Raw genomic sequence first — 16,414 nt, forward strand, 5'->3', positions numbered from 1 at the left:
CGTCATTCAGGTGGCCGCCCGGGGCCCGGTCAGGGTGGCGGCCCGGTCACGGTGGAGGACAGGGCCCGTCGGGCCGCCTCAGCGCCAGGCGTGCCGGATCTTCAGCCGTCCGTAGCCCACCGCTCCCGAGAAGCGGATGCGCGGCGCTCCGGCGCGGGCCGGCTGCTGGGGCTTGTAGCGCAGGTCCTTCCAGCCGGTCGTCACTCCCTCGACCTCGACGGTCGCGTCGCGCGGCACGGTGATGCTCGCGTTGCCGGTGCCCAGGCTCAGCTCGATGTCGACGACCGGGCCCTCGATGATCGCCCGGGACAGGTCCAGCCGCACCCGCCCGAAGGCGGACTCGACCTTGAGGACGCGGGGTACCCGCCATACGCCGCGCCGCTTGATCCGTCCGCCGGCGGCGGCGATCGTCGAGGTGGTGCCCGGGTCCTCCGCCGGGAGCTGGTCCAGGGCCGCCGCGAGTTCGCCGTGCGTCGTGGCGGCCAGCACCCGGCCGAGGCGCTCGTCCATCTCCTCGTGCGGGATGTGCTCGTCGGCGTACGCCTCGCGCACGCGCCGTACCGCGCTCTCGCGGTCGTCCTCGCTCACGCGCGAAGTGGCGTGCGGCTTGGGCGAGTTCACCGCTTCACTCTAAGGGCTGACCCGCAATTCCCGGCCTCACGGACATGGCCGGGAAACCACCGCCCGGAGCCCGGGGCCGGGATCCTTGGCGAGGGGCGACGTCCTCGCCCTCCGCAGCGCCTACCGAGGGAGCAGACACATGAGTCGGTCCGGAAGATCCGCGGGCGCGTTACTGGCGGCGGTCATGGTGATGACGGCGGCCGGGTGCGGCGCCGACGGCGACCGTGGCGAGGGTGAGGCGTCCTGCGCATTCGAGGTCACCTACCAGGGGCGGACCTATCGGGACGTCGCGAACGTGGAGTTCACGGTCACCGACAAGCTGGGCACCGCCACCCAGCCGCCCTGCGACGACACCGGCGGCGATGAGGAGACCGCGGAGAGGGCGACCCGGGAAAGCGCCTACGGAGTGAAGGGCCTGCCCCCTGGGACCGCCATCGCCGTGGGCAGTTCACCCGAGGACGCCGTGTTCGTCGTCTCCTACTCCGGCTCGACGCTCCCGCCCGCGATACGGGAACTGATCGACAGCCCGTGACGCGCCGTGGGGCCCGGACGCGTCCGGGCCCCGCGTGCTCAGGAGACCGGCACCTCGGCGTCCTTGCGGGAGTCGTAGTCGGAACGGGCCTTCGCGATCTCCTGCTGATGGGTCTCGGTCCAGTCGACCAGGGAACTGATCGTCGCGTGCAGCGTCGCCCCCAGTTCGGTGAGTTCGTACTCCACGCGGGGCGGTACGACGGGATAGACCGTGCGCCGCACCAGGCCGTCGCGCTCCAGCTGGCGCAGGGTCACCGTCAGCATGCGCTGACTGATGCCTTCGATCAGCCGGCGCAGCTCGGAGAAGCGCAGCGTGCGGCGTTCCAGGTGGGCGATGGCCAGGAGCGACCACTTGTCCGCGACGCGGTCGAGGATCTGCCGCACCTCGCATCCCTCGCGGACGTCCCACTGGCTGATGTCGTAGTCCTGACCGACTCCGGTATCCGCGCAGTTACTCGGTGACTTCGAAGTGCCTTCTTCCATACCTCCCCACGGTGCCGCAAGCTTCGAGTGGTTACAAGAGGGAACCGACCAGCACTTCGGTAACTCGGTGCCGGTCCAGGCTGCTTGCGGCCTCCATCTGCCAACCCGGCTTTGACAGACCGCTGTTGCGGCACCTCGTCATGCCCGTTTCGTCCGCGCTCAAGGAGAAGCCCCATGTCCCCATCACCGTCCCTTCCGAGATCGAGCAGTGACCGCATGACCGGCCGCGCCTGGGGCGTGCTGCTCGTCCTGTGCGGCGCGATCTTCCTGGAGGGCATCGATGTGGCCATGCTCAACGTGGCCCTGCCCGCGATCCGCGAGGACCTGGACCTGTCCACCGGCACGCTCCAGTGGGTGATGAGCGCGTACGTCCTCGGCTACGGCGGCTTCATGCTGCTGGGCGGACGCGCGGCCGACCTGTTCGGCCGGCGGCGGATGTTCGTCCTCTGGCTCGTGGTGTTCCTGCTCTTCTCCGGTCTGGGCGGGCTGGCCACCGAGGGCTGGATGCTGATCGTCGCCCGCTTCGTCACCGGAGTCGCCGCGGCCTTCATGACACCGGCCGGCCTGTCGATCATCACCACCGGCTTCCCGGAGGGTCCGCAGCGCGACAGGGCCCTGCTCTTCTACGCGGGCACCGCCGCCGGGGGCTTCTCGATCGGCCTGGTCGTCGGCGGGCTGCTCTCCGCCATCGACTGGCGCTGGGTGTTCTTCGTCCCGGTCGTCCTCTCGTTCGGCATCCTTCTCGCCGCGCTCGCCCTCATCCCCGCCTCGCCCCGCCCGGAGCGCGCCGGGCAGGGCGTCGACCTGGCCGGAGCGGTCACCGTCACCGCCGGGATCCTGCTGCTCGTCTTCGGCGTCGAACGGGCCACGCACGTCCCGGCCGGCTGGACCGTCGGCACGATCGGCGCGGCCCTGCTCCTCTTCCTCGCGTTCGTCCTGATCGAGCGCGCCTCGTCGTCACCGCTGGTGCGCCTGGGCATCTTCCGCAGCGGTGCGCTGGTCCGCGCCAATGTGTCGGGGCTGCTGTTCGCCGCGGGGTTCTTCGGCTTCCAGTTCATCGCCGTCCTCTACCTCCAGGAACTGCGCGGCTGGTCGTCCCTGCAGACCAGCTTCGCGCTGATCGTGATCGGGGTGGACGCGGTCCTCTCGCCGCTCCTCACCCCGAAGCTGGTGGCCCGGTTCGGCAACGCCCGGGTCATCTTCGGCGGGCTGCTCCTGGCGTCCCTGTCGTACGCCCTGTTCCTGCCGGTCGCGGCGGACTGGACGTACGCGGCGATGTTCCCGGGCCTGCTCCTGCTGGGCGTGGCCTTCTCCCTGGTCTACGGGCCGCTCACCATCGTGGCCACCGACGGCATCGCCGAGGAGGAGCAGGGCGTGGCGGGCGGGCTGCTCTACACGTCCTTCCAGTTCGGGGCCGCGCTGGGGCTGTCGGCGGTGGCCGCCGTCAACATCGCCGCCACGGACGGCACTTCCTCCGCCGCCCTGCTCGACGGGTACCGGGCGGCCCTGGTCGTCCCGCTGGCCGCCGCCCTGACCGCCGCCGCCGTCAGCGCGCCCGGTCTCCGCGCCCGGCGTGCGGCGGCGACGGGCGGCGTCGAGCGGCCCGCCACGATCGGAGTCTGAGGACGCCGGCGGGAGATACGGCCGCGGGGTGCGGGCGGGACCACCCGCCCGCACCCCGCAGCCGTACGCCGGCATCTCCGCACCGCCCCGTACCGGGTTCGACACCCCGCGCGCGGGTCCGGCAGAGTCTCCTCATGGATCTCACGCACCACCAGCACTGGCCCCTCTACGGGCTCCGCCTGCGCACTCCGCGCCTCGAACTGCGGCTGCCCGGCCTCGGACTCCTGGACGAACTGTCCTCGGCGGCGGCGCACGGGGTGCACGACCCGGACCGTATGCCGTTCAGCGTGCCGTGGACCGACGGGACCCCGGACGAGGTGGGGCGGGCGGCCTTCCAGCACCTGCTGGGGACCGTGGCCGGCTGGTCCGCGCAGGACTGGACGCTCGGTCTGGCCGTCCTCCACGAGGGGAAGGCCATCGGGCGGCAGGACCTGATGGGCCGGCGGTTCGGGGTGCGGCGGGAGGCGGAGACCGGATCGTGGCTCGGGCTCCCGTACCAGGGGCAGGGGTTCGGTACGGAGATGCGCGCCGCCGTCCTCCACCTCGCGTTCGCCGGGCTCGGCGCGCGGTACGCGGTCTCCGCCGCCATGACCGACAACCCCGGTTCGCTCGGGGTCTCGCGTCGGCTCGGGTACACGGACGACGGCCTGCAGACGGAGGTCGTACGCGGGGTTCCCGTCGACCTGCGGCGGCTGCGGCTGGACCGGGCACGGTGGGAGGCGCACCGGCGCGTGGACGTGTCGGTGGAGGGGCTCGACGCCTGCCGGGCGCAGTTCGGGATCTGAACCGGCGATTTCCGCTTCCCGGCACACAACCCTTCGACCCCGGTAAGGGTCTTCGGTGTGTCGTCGGCAGCCGGCCGTGCCCGTGGCGGACACGGCCCTCGAACGCAGGAGCAGCAGCCCTTCATGACCGAGACCTCTCCCCTTCCCCGCGCCTCCCGCATGCGCCTTCCCCGCCTCCGTGCGGCGTCGGTCGCCGCGGGCGTCGTGCTGGCCGCCTGCCCGGCCCCGCTTCTGCTGGCCGGTCCGGCGTCGGCCGCCGCCGCCAAGCACTACGACGACTTCAACGGGGACGGCTACCCCGACCTGGCCGTGCCGTACATGTACAACGGCGTCGACGACGGCACGCTCTCCTTCTCGGGCGGCGCGGTGCTCGTCACCTTCGGCGGGCCGAAGGGGCTGACCACGAAGAAGCAGCTCGTCCACCAGGACTCGCCGGGGGTTCCCGGGGCCGGGGAGGAGAACGACCAGTTCGGCGCGGCGCTGGCCGGTGCGGACCTGGACCGGGACGGATACGCGGACCTCGTCGTGGGCAACCCCAGCGAGGAGTCCGGCACGACCCCCGTGGGCTCGGTCACCGTCGTCTGGGGCTCGGCCAAGGGGCTCAAGGGCGGAACGGCCCTGCCCCGCAAGGGCGGTGGGGCGTACGGCGCGTTCGGCAGGGACATCGCGACCGGCGACTTCAACGGGGACGGACGGCCCGACGTCGCGACCGTCAACGCCGGTGACGTCCTGCTGTACCGGGGCGGGTTCACCAAGTCCGGCGGCCTCGGGAAGGTCACCGCGTACGACCGGTCGGGGCAGGGCTGGTACGCCGACAGCCTGGCGGCCGGGAAGGTCACGGGTGACGGGAAGACCGACCTGGTCGCCGTCGGGGTGCGGGGCACCGGCAGCACGTTCCGGACCGAGGCGTGGTTCCTGAAGGGCGCCGCCGCCGGTCTCTCCTCCGGCCCGGCCAAGGTCATCGACGGCAAGAACCAGCTCGACGCGGTCATCGGCGACTTCGACCGGAACGGTTACGGCGACATCGCCGTCGGCAATCCGTACACGAGCGGCGGCCGGGGCTCGGTCACCCTCTGGTACGGGGCCTCGGCCGGGCCGGGTTCGCGGAGCGTCACGTTCAGCCAGTCGACGGCCGGGATCGCGGGGGCCTCGGAGGCGGACGACGAGTTCGGCGCTTCACTGGCCGCGGGGGACGCCGACGGGGACGGATACGCGGACCTGGCGGTCGGCGTACCGGGCGAGACGGCGGGGAAGAAGCGCGCGGCCGGCGCGGCGTACGTGTTCCGCGGCGGATCGGGCGGGCTGAAGGGGTCGCGTTCGGCCGTGTTCGACAAGACTCTGCCCGGCGTGGCCGGAGGCACGGTGGCCCACGACTACTTCGGTTACGACCTGCGGCTGCGGGACCTCGACCGGAACGGGCGCGCCGATCTGGCGGTCGCGGTGCCGGGCGAGAACACGGTGCGGATCCTGCCCGGGGCCAAGGGCGGCGTGACGGGGGCCGGTTCGGCCGTCCTGCGGGAGACCGGGGCGGATCTGCCGGAGTAGTCGCGGGCGTCACACACCCCCCAATCAAGCAAGGGTAGGCTAACCTTCCTTCGGATCACCCCAGCCGGAGCGCCGGGCCCGTCCGCCCGGCGCTCCGGCCCGTCCCGGAGGAGCCCCCGTTGACGCCGACGACCGCCACCGCCCCCGAAGTCGCCCCGTTCCGGTTCTTCGAGATGACCGTTCTGCGGACCAGGCGGCTGGGCCCCTCCATCCTGCGGATCACGCTCGGCGGACCGGGAGCCGAGGGGTTCAGCGGCGGGGGCCGCGACCAGAGCCTGTCGGTCCTGCTGCCCCGCCCGGGACAGAGCGAGGCGGTGGTCCCGGCGGGCGGGATCGGGGCGCGGCGGGAGAGAGGGCGGGCGCTGCCCGAGGACGAACGGGCGGTGACGCGTTCGTACGCCGTACGGGCCCAGCGGCTGCGGGCGGACGGCTCCACCGAGGTCGACGTCGACGTCGTGCTGCACGCCGTCGGCGGCCCCGGCTGCCGCTGGGCGCTGACGGCCTCCCCCGGCGACCGGCTCACCGTGCTGGGCCCCGCCGCCGCGGACAACGCCGCCGTACGCTTCAGGCCGCCCGCCGACACCGACTGGGTGCTGATCCGGGCCGACGAGACCGCCCTGCCCGCCGCGGCCGCCGCCCTGGCGTGGCTGCCCGCGGGGCTGCCGGCCCGGGTCTGGCTGGAGGTCCCGTGCACCGAGGACCGGCAGGCGCTGAACACCGCGGCGAAGGCCCGGATCAGCTGGCTCGTCCGGAACGAGGGGGCCGCCTGCGGCGTGGAGACCGTACGCGCCGCCGCGCTGCCCGGGGGCACGCCGTACGCGTGGATCGCGGGCGAGGCGTCCGGGGTGCGGGCGCTGCGCCACCACCTCGTCCACGAGCGGGGCTTCGACCGCGCGCGGGTGACCTCCTCCGCGTACTGGCGGCGCGGACTCCCCGAGGAGCAGTTGCGGAGGGCGGAAGCGGAAGCCGCCGCCGGCGCCGGAAGCGGCGGTCCCGAAGAACCCACGGGAAAGAAGTCGTGAGCTACTGACATCCTCGGCGCGGTCCGACGTCGGAGCCCGTCCGAGGTTCACCCTTTCCGGTGGGCGTCCGGGAACGCCGCCGACGGGGGAAGGGGCAGAGGAAGGGGAGGAGAGGGGGACAAGTGGTGCACCCCGGGGGCGGGGGAAACGATCGACTCGGAGTTAGGTTAGGCTCACCTTACTTCGGCATCGCGCCCTCGTCCCCCCTTCCTGCCCGGAGGGCCGCGATGAAGTTCCCCTCACCCGGGAGGACCCTCCATGCGTTCGCACCTGCTCAACAACACGACCGCGGAGCACTATCGGCACACCGTATCCGCAGGAGTGGAACGGGTCGCGGCCACACTCGCCGCCACCGAGCGCCCCTTCAGCGGGGTCGGTGTCGACGAGCTCTCCCCCGTCGTCGACGCGATCGACCTCGACCGGCCGCTGGGCGACGCCGCCGCGGCCCTCGACGAGCTCGGCGAGGTCTACCTCCGTGACGCCGTCTACTTCCACCACCCCCGCTATCTGGGCCACCTCAACTGCCCGGTCGTCATACCCGCCGTGCTCGGCGAGGCCGTGCTCTCCGCGATCAACTCCTCCCTGGACACCTGGGACCAGAGCGCGGGCGGCACCCTCATCGAGCGCCGGCTGATCGACTGGACCACCGAGCGGATCGGGCTCGGCCCGGCCGCCGACGGCATCTTCACCAGCGGCGGCACACAGTCCAACCTCCAGGCCCTGCTGCTGGCGCGGGAGGAGGCGAAGATCCGGCCGGAGCACTTCACCCGGCTGCGGATCCTCACCTCCGAGTGCAGCCACTTCAGCGTGCAGAAGTCCGCCAAACTGCTCGGCCTCGGACCCGACGCCGTCATCTCCGTCCCCGTGGACCGCGACAAGCGCATGCGGACCGTGGCCCTCGCCCGCGCCCTGGAGCGCTGTGTCGCCGAGGGCACCGTCCCGATGGCCGTCGTCGCCACCGCCGGCACCACGGACTTCGGGTCCATCGACCCGCTGCCCGAGATCGCCGCGCTCTGCGAGCAGTTCGCCGTCTGGATGCACGTGGACGCCGCGTACGGCTGCGGACTGCTCGCCTCCCGCGAGCGCGGCGGACTCCTGGAAGGCATCGCGCACGCCGACTCGGTCACCGTGGACTACCACAAGTCCTTCTTCCAGCCCGTCAGTTCATCGGCCCTGCTGGTCCGCGACCGGGCCACCCTGCGGCACGCGACGTACCACGCCGAATATCTGAACCCGCGCCGGATGGCCGAGGAGCGGATACCCAACCAGGTCGACAAGTCCCTCCAGACGACCCGCCGGTTCGACGCGCTCAAGCTGTGGATGACGCTGCGCGTCATGGGCGCGGACGGCATCGGCGAACTGTTCGACGAGGTCTGCGACCTGGCCGCCGAGGGCTGGCAGCTGCTCGCCGCCGACCCGCGGTTCGACGTGGTCGTCGAACCGCAGCTCTCCACGCTCGTCTTCCGCTACATCCCGTCCGGTGTCACCTCCCCCGACGAGATCGACCGCGCCAACCTCCACGCCCGCAAGGCGCTGTTCGCCTCCGGCGAGGCCATCGTCGCGGGCACCAAGGTGGGCGACCGCCAGTATCTGAAGTTCACCCTGCTCAACCCCGAAACGACCGTGCACGACATCGCCGCGGTCCTCGACCTGATCTCCGGCCACGCCGAGAAGTACCTGGGAGACTCCCTTGACCGCGCTTCCTGAACCCCACGACTTCATCGGGATCGGGCTCGGCCCGTTCAACCTCGGCCTGGCCTGCCTGACCGAGCCGATCGACGAGCTGAACGGCGTCTTCCTGGAGTCGAAGCCGGACTTCGAGTGGCACGCCGGGATGTTCCTCGAAGGGGCCCATCTCCAGACGCCGTTCATGTCGGACCTGGTCACGATGGCCGACCCGACCTCGCCGTACTCGTTCCTGAACTACCTCAAGGAGCGCGGCCGGCTCTACTCCTTCTACATCCGGGAGAACTTCTACCCGCTGCGGACCGAGTACAACGACTACTGCCGCTGGGCCGCCGCGAAACTGAGCAGCATCCGGTTCGAGCAGACCGTCGAGGCGGTGACCTACGACGAGGGCTCCGCGCTCTACACCGTGCGCACCGCCTCCGGTGGGCTGTTCCGGTCCCGGCACCTGGTCCTCGGCACCGGCACCCCGCCGCACATCCCGGACGCCTGCCAGGGGCTCGGCGGGGACTTCCTGCACAACTCCCGCTATCTGGAGGGGAAAGCCGACCTCCAGAAGAAGAAGTCGATCACCCTGGTCGGCAGCGGGCAGAGCGCCGCGGAGATCTACTACGACCTGCTCTCCGAGATCGACACGTACGGCTACCGGCTCACCTGGGTCACCCGCTCCCCGCGGTTCTTCCCGCTGGAGTACACCAAGCTGACGCTGGAGATGACCTCCCCGGAGTACATCGACTACTTCCACGCGCTGCCCGAGGAGACCCGCTACCGGCTGGAGACCGGTCAGAAGGGGCTGTTCAAGGGCATCGACGGGGAGCTGATCGACGCGATCTTCGATCTGCTCTACCAGAAGAACGTCGCCGGACCCGCGCCGACCAGACTGCTGACCAACTCGGCGCTCGTCAGCGCGCGTCACGACGCCGAGGGCGGCGCGTACAGCCTGGGGCTGCGCCAGGAGGAGCAGGGCAAGGACTACTCCCTGACCACCGAGGGCCTGATCCTCGCCACCGGCTACCGGTACGAGGCCCCCGCCTTCCTCGCCCCGGTCAGCGGCCGGCTGCGCCACGACAGCCGGGGCCGCTTCGACGTGGCCCGCAATTACAGCATCGACACCACCGGGCGCGGGGTCTTCCTCCAGAACGCCTCGGTGCACACCCACTCGATCACCTCGCCCGACCTCGGCATGGGCGCCTACCGCAACGCGTACATCATCGGCGAGCTGCTCGGCCGTGAGGTCTACCCGGTCGAGAAATCCATCGCCTTCCAGGAGTTCGCCGTATGAGCCGCCCCGACCAACGCCACGCCGCCCGACCCGGCGCCTTCGCCGTCCGCCCGCTGGACCCCGCCGCCGACGCCGCACTGGTGCACCGCTGGGTGACCCATCCCAAGGCCGCGTTCTGGCTGATGGGCGACGCCGGACTCGCGGACGTGGAGCGGGAGTACCGGTCCATCGCCGCCCACCCGCACCACGACGCGTTCATCGGGCTGCACGACGGCGAACCCGCCTTCCTGATCGAGCGCTACGACCCCACCGAGGTCGAGCTGAAGGGGCTGTACGAGGCGGAGCCCGGCGACATCGGGATGCACTTCCTGGTCGCCCCCACCGACACCCCGGTGCACGGCTTCACCCGGGCCGTGATCACCACCGTGATGGATTTCCTGTTCGCCGACCCGTCGGTGCGCCGGGTCGTCGTCGAGCCCGACGTGACCAACAGCGCCGTGCAGGCCCTCAACAAGGCCGTCGGCTTCGAGGTGCTCCGCGAGATCGCCAAGCCGGAGAAGGACGCCCTGCTCAGCGCCTGCACCCGTGCGCAGTTCGAAGCAGCAACCGGAGGTAACGACCGATGACGACCGCCCTCACCGACAGCGTCGCCCACCTCTCCCCGGGACGCTGGGCCACCGCAAACCGACTGCTGGTACGCAAAGCGCTGGCGGAATTCAGCCACGAACGACTCCTGTCCCCCACGCCGCTCGGCGACGACCGCTACACCGTCCGTAGTGACGACGCCTCCACCGAGTACCGCTTCACCGCGCGCCTCTTCGCCCTGGACCACTGGCAGATCGACGCCGAGACCATCACCCGGCACCGTCACGGCTCCGAACTTCCGCTGGACACGCTGGAGTTCTTCATCGAGCTGCGGCACGCGCTCGGGATCTCCGCGGAGGTCCTGCCGGTCTACCTGGAGGAGGTCTCCTCCACCCTGGCCGGAACCGCCTACAAACTCACCAAGGAACCGGCGACCTCCGGCCAGCTCGTCGCGGCGGGCTTCCAGGCCATCGAGACCGGAATGACCGAGGGCCACCCGTGCTTCGTCGCCAACAACGGGCGGCTCGGCTTCGGCGTGGACGAGTACCGCGCGTACGCCCCCGAGGCGGCCTCGGAGATCCGGCTCGTCTGGCTGGCCGCCCACCGGGACCGGGCCACCTTCACCGCCGGCGCCGGTCTCGACTACGACGCGCTGATCGAGGGCGAGCTGAGCGAGGCGGCCCGGGAGCGGTTCGACGGCACGCTGCGCGGGCTCGGCCTCGACCCGGACGACTACTTCCTGCTGCCCGTCCACCCCTGGCAGTGGTGGAACAAGCTCGCGGTCACCTTCGCCGGAGAGCTGGCGGCACGGCATCTGGTGGTGCTCGGCGAGGGCGAGGACGGCTATCTCGCCCAGCAGTCGATCCGCACGTTCTTCAACACCGACCACCCGGAGAAGCACTACGTCAAAACGGCGCTGTCGGTCCTGAACATGGGCTTCATGCGCGGCCTGTCCGCCGCGTACATGGAGGCCACGCCCGCGATCAACGACTGGCTGGCCGGCCTGATCGAGCGCGACGCACTGCTGCGCGGGGCCGGGTTCTCGATCATCCGGGAGCGGGCCGCGATCGGCTACCACCACCGGTCCTACGAGGCGGCCACCGCCAAGGGCTCCCCGTACCGGAAGATGCTGGCCGCCCTGTGGCGCGAGAGCCCCGTGCCGGGCCTCGGGTCCGGCGAGCGGGTCGCGACGATGGCCTCGCTGCTCCACACCGACCACGAGGGCGGCTCGGTGGCCGGGGCGCTGATCGCCGAGTCGGGTCTGGACCCGCAGGTGTGGCTGCGGCGCTACCTGGACGCCTACCTGGTGCCGGTGCTGCACAGCTTCTACGCCTACGACCTCGTCTACATGCCGCACGGCGAGAACGTGATCCTGGTCGTGGAGGACGGTGTCGTCACCCGCACGATCTTCAAGGACATCGCCGAGGAGATCGCGGTGATGGACCCGGACGCGGTGCTGCCGCCGCAGGTCGAGCGGATCCGGGCCGACGTCCCCGAGGACATGAAACTGCTGTCGGTCCTTACCGACGTCTTCGACTGCTTCTTCCGCTTCCTGGGCGCGGGCCTGGACACCGAGGGCGTCCTGGACGAGGACACCTTCTGGCGGACGGTCGCCGCCTGTGTGCGCGACTACCAGGGATCGGTGCCGTATCTCGCGGACAAGTTCAAGCAGTACGACCTGTTCGAGCCGGAGTTCGCGCTCTCCTGCCTCAACCGCCTCCAACTGCGGAACAACCAGCAGATGGTCGACCTCAACGACCCTGCCGGAGCGCTTCAGTTGGTGGGCCGCCTGAAGAACCCGATCGCCGGGTTCTGAGCCGGTCCCCGCCGCCGGACCGCGGCGGCCCTCCTGACCGGTGAGCGCCCGGGGACGGTCCCCCGGGCGCTCACCTTCCTCGGTGCGGCCCGCGACCGGGCTGGCAGAATCACGGGCATGGCAGAAATCATCCAGCGGGACGGCACATGGACCTTCGACGGGGACACCGTGCGCATCGTGCCCGGCGGAAAGGCGCACCCGGTCCGGCAGGAGCTGGGTGAGATAGCCGTACCCGTGCAGGCGGTGGCGGGCGTCTCGTTCGAACCGGACCGCAGGGGCGGGCGGCTGCGGCTGCGCCTGCGCGGCGGCGCCTGCCCGGTGCTGCGGGCCGCCGACGGCCGCCTCAAGGACGGCGCCGACCCCTACGCGCTGACCGTGGAGAAGGACCGCACGGGGGTCGCGGAGTACTTCGTCGACGAGGTCCGCAACGCGCTGCTGATCGAGCAGGTGCCGGACGGCCCCGTGGACCGCTTCCTGCTGCCGGGTCCCGCGCTGCCGGTCTCCGGCGGGGGCGGCGACGGCACGGCGTCCTTCGACGGCGAGAGCGTCCGGCTGACCTGGAACTGGAAGGCCGAGGAGTCCAAGACCGCCGGGGGCCCGACCACCTTCCCGCTGTCGCGGATCGCCGGCGTGCGGTGGATGCCGTCGATCGGCCTGGAGAACGGCTATCTGCGCTTCGAGCCGGTCGAGGGGCCCGTCTCGGCCCCGCCGAAGTACGACACGTACGCCCTGGACCTGTGGGGGATGTCCAAGAAGGAGCACACGGCGGTCCTGGTCGCGGCGGCGGTGCTGATGCGGCTGCCCGGGGCCCGTGCGGTGCCGGCCGCCCCGGAGGCCGCCCCGGCCCTGGCCAAGGCGGCCGAGCAGACCCCCGCCGCCCCGCCCGCGGGCGACCACGACACGCTGCTGCGGCGGCTGCGGGAGCTGGGCGAGCTGCACCGGGCCGGAGTGCTCACCGACGAGGAGTTCAGCGCCGCGAAGCAGGCCGTTCTGCGCAGCATGTAACGCGTCCGGCCCCCCTTTCCTGGCGCTCCTGCCCGATATCGGGCAGATTTCTTGCGTAAGGGCGCCTCGGCAAGCAGTATCGACGGGTGCTTGAACGCCGCTCGTCGCATGACGACCTCATCGATCACCTCGTACGCTCCACCGCGCTCCAGCGCGGCGAGGCGGCCCGGGTGATCCTCGACGTGCTGGCGTACTTCGACGAGAGCACCGACGACTTCGTCCGGCGCCGCCACCGCGAACTACAGTCCGGCGGCCTGGTCAACACGGAGATCTTCGAGCGGATCGCGGCCGAGCTGCCGCACCGCGCCGTGGCGCCGCCGGAGCTCTCGCTCCGCCAGCTGCGCCGCATCGTCTACGGCTGACCCCGGGTCGGCCGGGCGCCCGTGCGGGGCGCCGAACGGGAATGCGTGTACGTCGATGGAGGGGCAGAGAACACATGTGCGGGATCGTCGGATACATCGGTAGGCGTGACGTCGCTCCACTGCTGCTGGAAGGCCTGCAGCGGCTGGAGTACCGGGGGTACGACTCCGCGGGCATCGTCATCACCGGCAAGGCCGCGGCGGGCAGGCCGGGCGCGCTGAAGATGGTCAAGGCCAAGGGCCGGGTCCGCGAGCTGGAGGCCAAGGTCCCCAAGCGCTTCGCCGGCACCACCGGCATCGCCCACACCCGCTGGGCCACCCACGGCGCCCCGAGCGACGAGAACGCCCACCCGCACCTGGACGCGGAGAACAAGGTCGCCGTCGTCCACAACGGGATCATCGACAACGCCTCCGAGCTGCGCGCCAAGCTCACCGCCGACGGCATCGTCTTCCTCTCCGAGACCGACACCGAGGTGCTGGTCCACCTGATCGCCCGCGCGCAGGCCGACACCCTGGAGGAGAAGGTCCGCGAGGCGCTGCGCCACGTCGAGGGCACCTACGGCATCGCCGTCCTGCACGCCGACTTCAACGACCGCATCGTGGTCGCCCGCAACGGCTCCCCGGTCGTCCTCGGCATCGGCGAGAAGGAGATGTTCGTCGCCTCCGACGTCGCCGCCCTGGTCGCCCACACCCGCCAGGTCGTCACGCTGGACGACGGCGAGATGGCCACCCTGAAGGCCGACGACTTCCGTACGTACACCACGGAGGGCTCGACCACGACGGCCACGCCGACCACCGTGGAGTGGGAGGCCGAGTCGTACGACATGGGCGGCCACGACACGTACATGCACAAGGAGATCTCCGAGCAGGCCGACGCCGTGGACCGCGTCCTGCGCGGCCGGATCGACGACCGGTTCTCCACCGTGCACCTGGGCGGCCTCAACCTGGACGCCCGCGAGGCGCGCGGGGTGCGCCGGATCAAGATCCTCGGCTGCGGCACCTCGTACCACGCGGGCCAGATCGGCGCCCAGCTGATCGAGGAGCTGGCCCGCATCCCCGCCGACGCCGAGCCGGCCTCCGAGTTCCGCTACCGCAACCCGGTCGTGGACCCCGACACCCTGTACGTCGCGGTCTCCCAGTCGGGCGAGACGTACGACGTCCTGGCGGCCGTCCAGGAGCTGAAGCGCAAGGGCGCCCGGGTCCTCGGCGTCGTCAACGTGGTGGGCTCCGCGATCGCCCGGGAGGCCGACGGCGGTACGTACGTCCACGCGGGGCCGGAGGTCTGCGTGGTCTCCACCAAGTGCTTCACCAACACCGTGGTCGCCTTCGCGCTGCTCGCCCTGCACCTGGGCCGGATCCGTGACCTGTCGGTCGCGGACGGCAAGCGGATCATCGACGGGCTGCGCCGGCTGCCGGACCAGATCAGCGAGATCCTGGCGGGCGAGGACGAGATCAAGCGGCTCGCGGCGGAGTACGCGGACGCCAAGTCGATGATGTTCATCGGCCGGGTGCGCGGCTATCCGGTGGCCCGCGAGGCCTCGCTGAAGCTGAAGGAGGTCTCGTACATCCACGCCGAGGCCTACCCGGCCTCCGAGCTGAAGCACGGCCCGCTCGCGCTGATCGAGCCCGCGATGCCGACCGTGGCGATCGTGCCGGACGACGACCTGCTGGAGAAGAACCGCGCCGCGATGGAGGAGATCAAGGCCCGCAGCGGCCGTATCCTCGCCGTCGCCCACCAGGTGCAGGAGAAGGCCGACCACACCATCGTCGTGCCGAAGAACGAGAACGAGCTGGACCCGATCCTCATGGGCATCCCGCTCCAGCTGTTCGCGTACCACACGGCCCTCGCGATGGGCCGTGACATCGACAAGCCGCGCAACCTGGCGAAGTCCGTGACGGTCGAGTAGACGGCGGTTCGCAGACCTTGGGCCCCGTACCGTCACGAAGACGGTACGGGGCCCAACGCGTGCCGTTCCAGGGCTTTCTGGCGGCGCCTCAGGAATGCGGGCGGCCCTCAGGGAATGACGATGACGGGGCGCTGCGCGCGGCGGGCGAGGCGGCCGGCCACGGACCCGAAGATGCGGCCGACGATGCCGTGCGTGGAGCCCACGACGATCGCGTCGGCGGCGTACTCCCGGCCGACCTCCTCCAGTTCGTGGCAGATGTCGCCACCGCGCTCGACGAGCACCCAGGGCACCTCGGAGAGGTAGTCCGCGCAGGCCAGTTCCAGGCCGAGGACCTCGGTGCGGTGATCGGGGACGTCGACGAAGACGGGGGGCTCGCAGCCCGCCCAGACCGTGGTCGGCAGCCGGTTGGCGACGTGGACGATGATCAGACCGGAGCCGGAGCGTCCGGCCATGCCGATGGCGTAGGCGAGAGCCCGCTCGCTGGACGTGGAGCCGTCGAAACCGACCACGACTCCGTGCCGGAAGGCGGGATCGCACGCATGGCGTGCTTCTTCGACCGTCCGCGGCTCCGACCCTGGGTCGGCTACCGGCTTGCGGTCTTTGGGTTCAGGGATTTCGTGACCGGCCATCGGTGTCTCGGCGAAGAGAGTCCTCGTGAGGAGGGAAACGGTTTCGAGAGGTGCATCAGCTGGTGGTGAAGCTCTGTCCGGGAATCATCTTCCCAACCCCATACCCCCAAGGGTACGGCGTCACTCCTCCACCGCCCAGACCCCCGCAAAAGCGTGCGTGACGCTGGAGGGAGCATGCCCGACCCTGTCTGCGTTGGCAATGCCGGTTGTGTCGTACACGGGCCTCGGAGGGGGCGAACAAGGTCCGCCGTCCTGTTTTTCGCGGCGGCCGGCGACCACCCGGCACACCCGGCGGCGAGGCCCGCACCCGGTCCCTGTTGGCCACACCGTCACCGGGCCACCACCCCGGGGCACGGCGCCGCGACGGGCCCGACGCGACTTCCGTTCGAGCCGGACCCGGCGATCGCGCCCGGACCGGCGGACGGCACGGTCCACCGGACCGCCCCCGGCCGACGCCCCGCCCGCGCCCGAGGCCCGCGATTCTGGGGCACCACGGCCCATCGGTCGGTCACCCGGCCCCGCGGAGCCTCGTCCCCGTCCGCGTCGCCACGGCCCGCCGTATCCGCCCGCGGTGGTCCGAACACGCCATGATTCA

Annotated in this window: 15 protein-coding genes; 12 read left to right on the forward strand and 3 right to left on the reverse strand. The window is 71.4% G+C overall.

Features of this window, described 5'->3' with window-relative positions:
- Positions 1 to 78: 78 nt before the first annotated feature.
- Positions 79 to 621, reverse strand: a complete 543-nt coding sequence (locus OG245_RS12395) for a DUF1707 domain-containing protein (protein ID WP_371623579.1) — start codon at positions 619 to 621, stop codon at positions 79 to 81.
- Between the two features lie 139 nt (positions 622 to 760).
- On the opposite strand from OG245_RS12395, the gene OG245_RS12400 reads away from it, so the two are divergent.
- On the forward strand, positions 761 to 1,153 hold the full coding sequence (locus OG245_RS12400; RefSeq protein WP_371623580.1) for a DUF6281 family protein: 393 nt from the start codon (positions 761 to 763) through the stop codon (positions 1,151 to 1,153).
- 38 nt (positions 1,154 to 1,191) lie between these two features.
- Here OG245_RS12400 and OG245_RS12405 read toward each other — a convergent pair whose 3' ends face one another.
- A complete protein-coding gene (locus tag OG245_RS12405) occupies positions 1,192 to 1,635 on the reverse strand; it encodes a winged helix-turn-helix transcriptional regulator (protein ID WP_371623581.1) in 444 nt (147 codons plus the stop codon).
- Positions 1,636 to 1,851: 216 nt separating this feature from the next.
- Between OG245_RS12405 and OG245_RS12410 the strand changes: the two genes are divergently transcribed.
- From OG245_RS12410 to glmS, 11 genes are all read left to right on the forward strand, one after another.
- Positions 1,852 to 3,258 (forward strand): MFS transporter, encoded by a 1,407-nt coding sequence (locus OG245_RS12410; RefSeq protein ID WP_371623582.1) that lies wholly within the window; start codon positions 1,852 to 1,854, stop codon positions 3,256 to 3,258.
- 134 nt (positions 3,259 to 3,392) lie between these two features.
- Complete coding sequence (locus OG245_RS12415; RefSeq protein ID WP_371623583.1) at positions 3,393 to 4,043, forward strand: GNAT family N-acetyltransferase; 651 nt, start codon at positions 3,393 to 3,395, stop codon at positions 4,041 to 4,043.
- Positions 4,044 to 4,166: 123 nt separating this feature from the next.
- Entirely contained in the window at positions 4,167 to 5,588 is a 1,422-nt protein-coding gene (locus tag OG245_RS12420; protein WP_371623584.1) for an FG-GAP and VCBS repeat-containing protein, read from the forward strand.
- Between the two features lie 119 nt (positions 5,589 to 5,707).
- A complete protein-coding gene (locus tag OG245_RS12425; protein ID WP_371623585.1) occupies positions 5,708 to 6,610 on the forward strand; it encodes a siderophore-interacting protein in 903 nt (300 codons plus the stop codon).
- A 258-nt stretch (positions 6,611 to 6,868) separates the two neighbouring features.
- Positions 6,869 to 8,317, forward strand: a complete 1,449-nt coding sequence (locus OG245_RS12430) for an aspartate aminotransferase family protein (protein ID WP_371623586.1) — start codon at positions 6,869 to 6,871, stop codon at positions 8,315 to 8,317.
- A complete protein-coding gene (locus OG245_RS12435; protein WP_371623587.1) occupies positions 8,301 to 9,578 on the forward strand; it encodes a lysine N(6)-hydroxylase/L-ornithine N(5)-oxygenase family protein in 1,278 nt (425 codons plus the stop codon). The genes OG245_RS12430 and OG245_RS12435 overlap by 17 nt, the downstream gene beginning before the upstream one ends.
- The gene (locus OG245_RS12440; RefSeq protein WP_371623588.1) at positions 9,575 to 10,144 is read left to right on the forward strand and encodes a GNAT family N-acetyltransferase; all 570 of its coding nucleotides are present in this window, start codon (positions 9,575 to 9,577) and stop codon (positions 10,142 to 10,144) included. The genes OG245_RS12435 and OG245_RS12440 overlap by 4 nt, the downstream gene beginning before the upstream one ends.
- Positions 10,141 to 11,919: an IucA/IucC family siderophore biosynthesis protein gene (locus tag OG245_RS12445; RefSeq protein ID WP_371623589.1), complete on the forward strand. Its 1,779-nt coding sequence runs from the start codon at positions 10,141 to 10,143 to the stop codon at positions 11,917 to 11,919. The genes OG245_RS12440 and OG245_RS12445 overlap by 4 nt, the downstream gene beginning before the upstream one ends.
- A 117-nt stretch (positions 11,920 to 12,036) precedes the next feature.
- Entirely contained in the window at positions 12,037 to 12,924 is an 888-nt protein-coding gene (locus tag OG245_RS12450) for a DUF4429 domain-containing protein (protein ID WP_371623590.1), read from the forward strand.
- Positions 12,925 to 13,010: 86 nt separating this feature from the next.
- Positions 13,011 to 13,286, forward strand: a complete 276-nt coding sequence (locus tag OG245_RS12455; protein WP_003968990.1) for a hypothetical protein — start codon at positions 13,011 to 13,013, stop codon at positions 13,284 to 13,286.
- Positions 13,287 to 13,360: 74 nt separating this feature from the next.
- Entirely contained in the window at positions 13,361 to 15,190 is a 1,830-nt protein-coding gene (glmS, locus tag OG245_RS12460; protein ID WP_371623591.1) for a glutamine--fructose-6-phosphate transaminase (isomerizing), read from the forward strand.
- A 107-nt stretch (positions 15,191 to 15,297) separates the two neighbouring features.
- Here the strand turns inward: glmS and OG245_RS12465 are convergent, their stop codons facing one another.
- Positions 15,298 to 15,819 (reverse strand): universal stress protein, encoded by a 522-nt coding sequence (locus tag OG245_RS12465; RefSeq protein ID WP_026290787.1) that lies wholly within the window; start codon positions 15,817 to 15,819, stop codon positions 15,298 to 15,300.
- Between the last annotated feature and the right edge of the window lie 595 nt (positions 15,820 to 16,414).

This window comes from Streptomyces sp. NBC_01116, assembly GCF_041435495.1.
GTDB lineage: Bacteria > Actinomycetota > Actinomycetes > Streptomycetales > Streptomycetaceae > Streptomyces.

Bases quoted from the DNA above. Each gene is read 5' to 3' on its own strand.
- OG245_RS12400 (WP_371623580.1), top strand. From the start codon at position 761: ATGAGTCGGTCCGGAAGATCCGCGGGCGCGTTACTGGCGGCGGTCATG.
- OG245_RS12405 (WP_371623581.1), bottom strand. From the start codon at position 1,635: ATGGAAGAAGGCACTTCGAAGTCACCGAGTAACTGCGCGGATACCGGA.
- OG245_RS12410 (WP_371623582.1), top strand. From the start codon at position 1,852: ATGACCGGCCGCGCCTGGGGCGTGCTGCTCGTCCTGTGCGGCGCGATC.
- OG245_RS12415 (WP_371623583.1), top strand. From the start codon at position 3,393: ATGGATCTCACGCACCACCAGCACTGGCCCCTCTACGGGCTCCGCCTG.
- OG245_RS12420 (WP_371623584.1), top strand. From the start codon at position 4,167: ATGACCGAGACCTCTCCCCTTCCCCGCGCCTCCCGCATGCGCCTTCCC.
- OG245_RS12430 (WP_371623586.1), top strand. From the start codon at position 6,869: ATGCGTTCGCACCTGCTCAACAACACGACCGCGGAGCACTATCGGCAC.
- OG245_RS12440 (WP_371623588.1), top strand. From the start codon at position 9,575: ATGAGCCGCCCCGACCAACGCCACGCCGCCCGACCCGGCGCCTTCGCC.
- OG245_RS12445 (WP_371623589.1), top strand. From the start codon at position 10,141: ATGACGACCGCCCTCACCGACAGCGTCGCCCACCTCTCCCCGGGACGC.
- OG245_RS12450 (WP_371623590.1), top strand. From the start codon at position 12,037: ATGGCAGAAATCATCCAGCGGGACGGCACATGGACCTTCGACGGGGAC.
- glmS (WP_371623591.1), top strand. From the start codon at position 13,361: ATGTGCGGGATCGTCGGATACATCGGTAGGCGTGACGTCGCTCCACTG.
- OG245_RS12465 (WP_026290787.1), bottom strand. From the start codon at position 15,819: ATGGCCGGTCACGAAATCCCTGAACCCAAAGACCGCAAGCCGGTAGCC.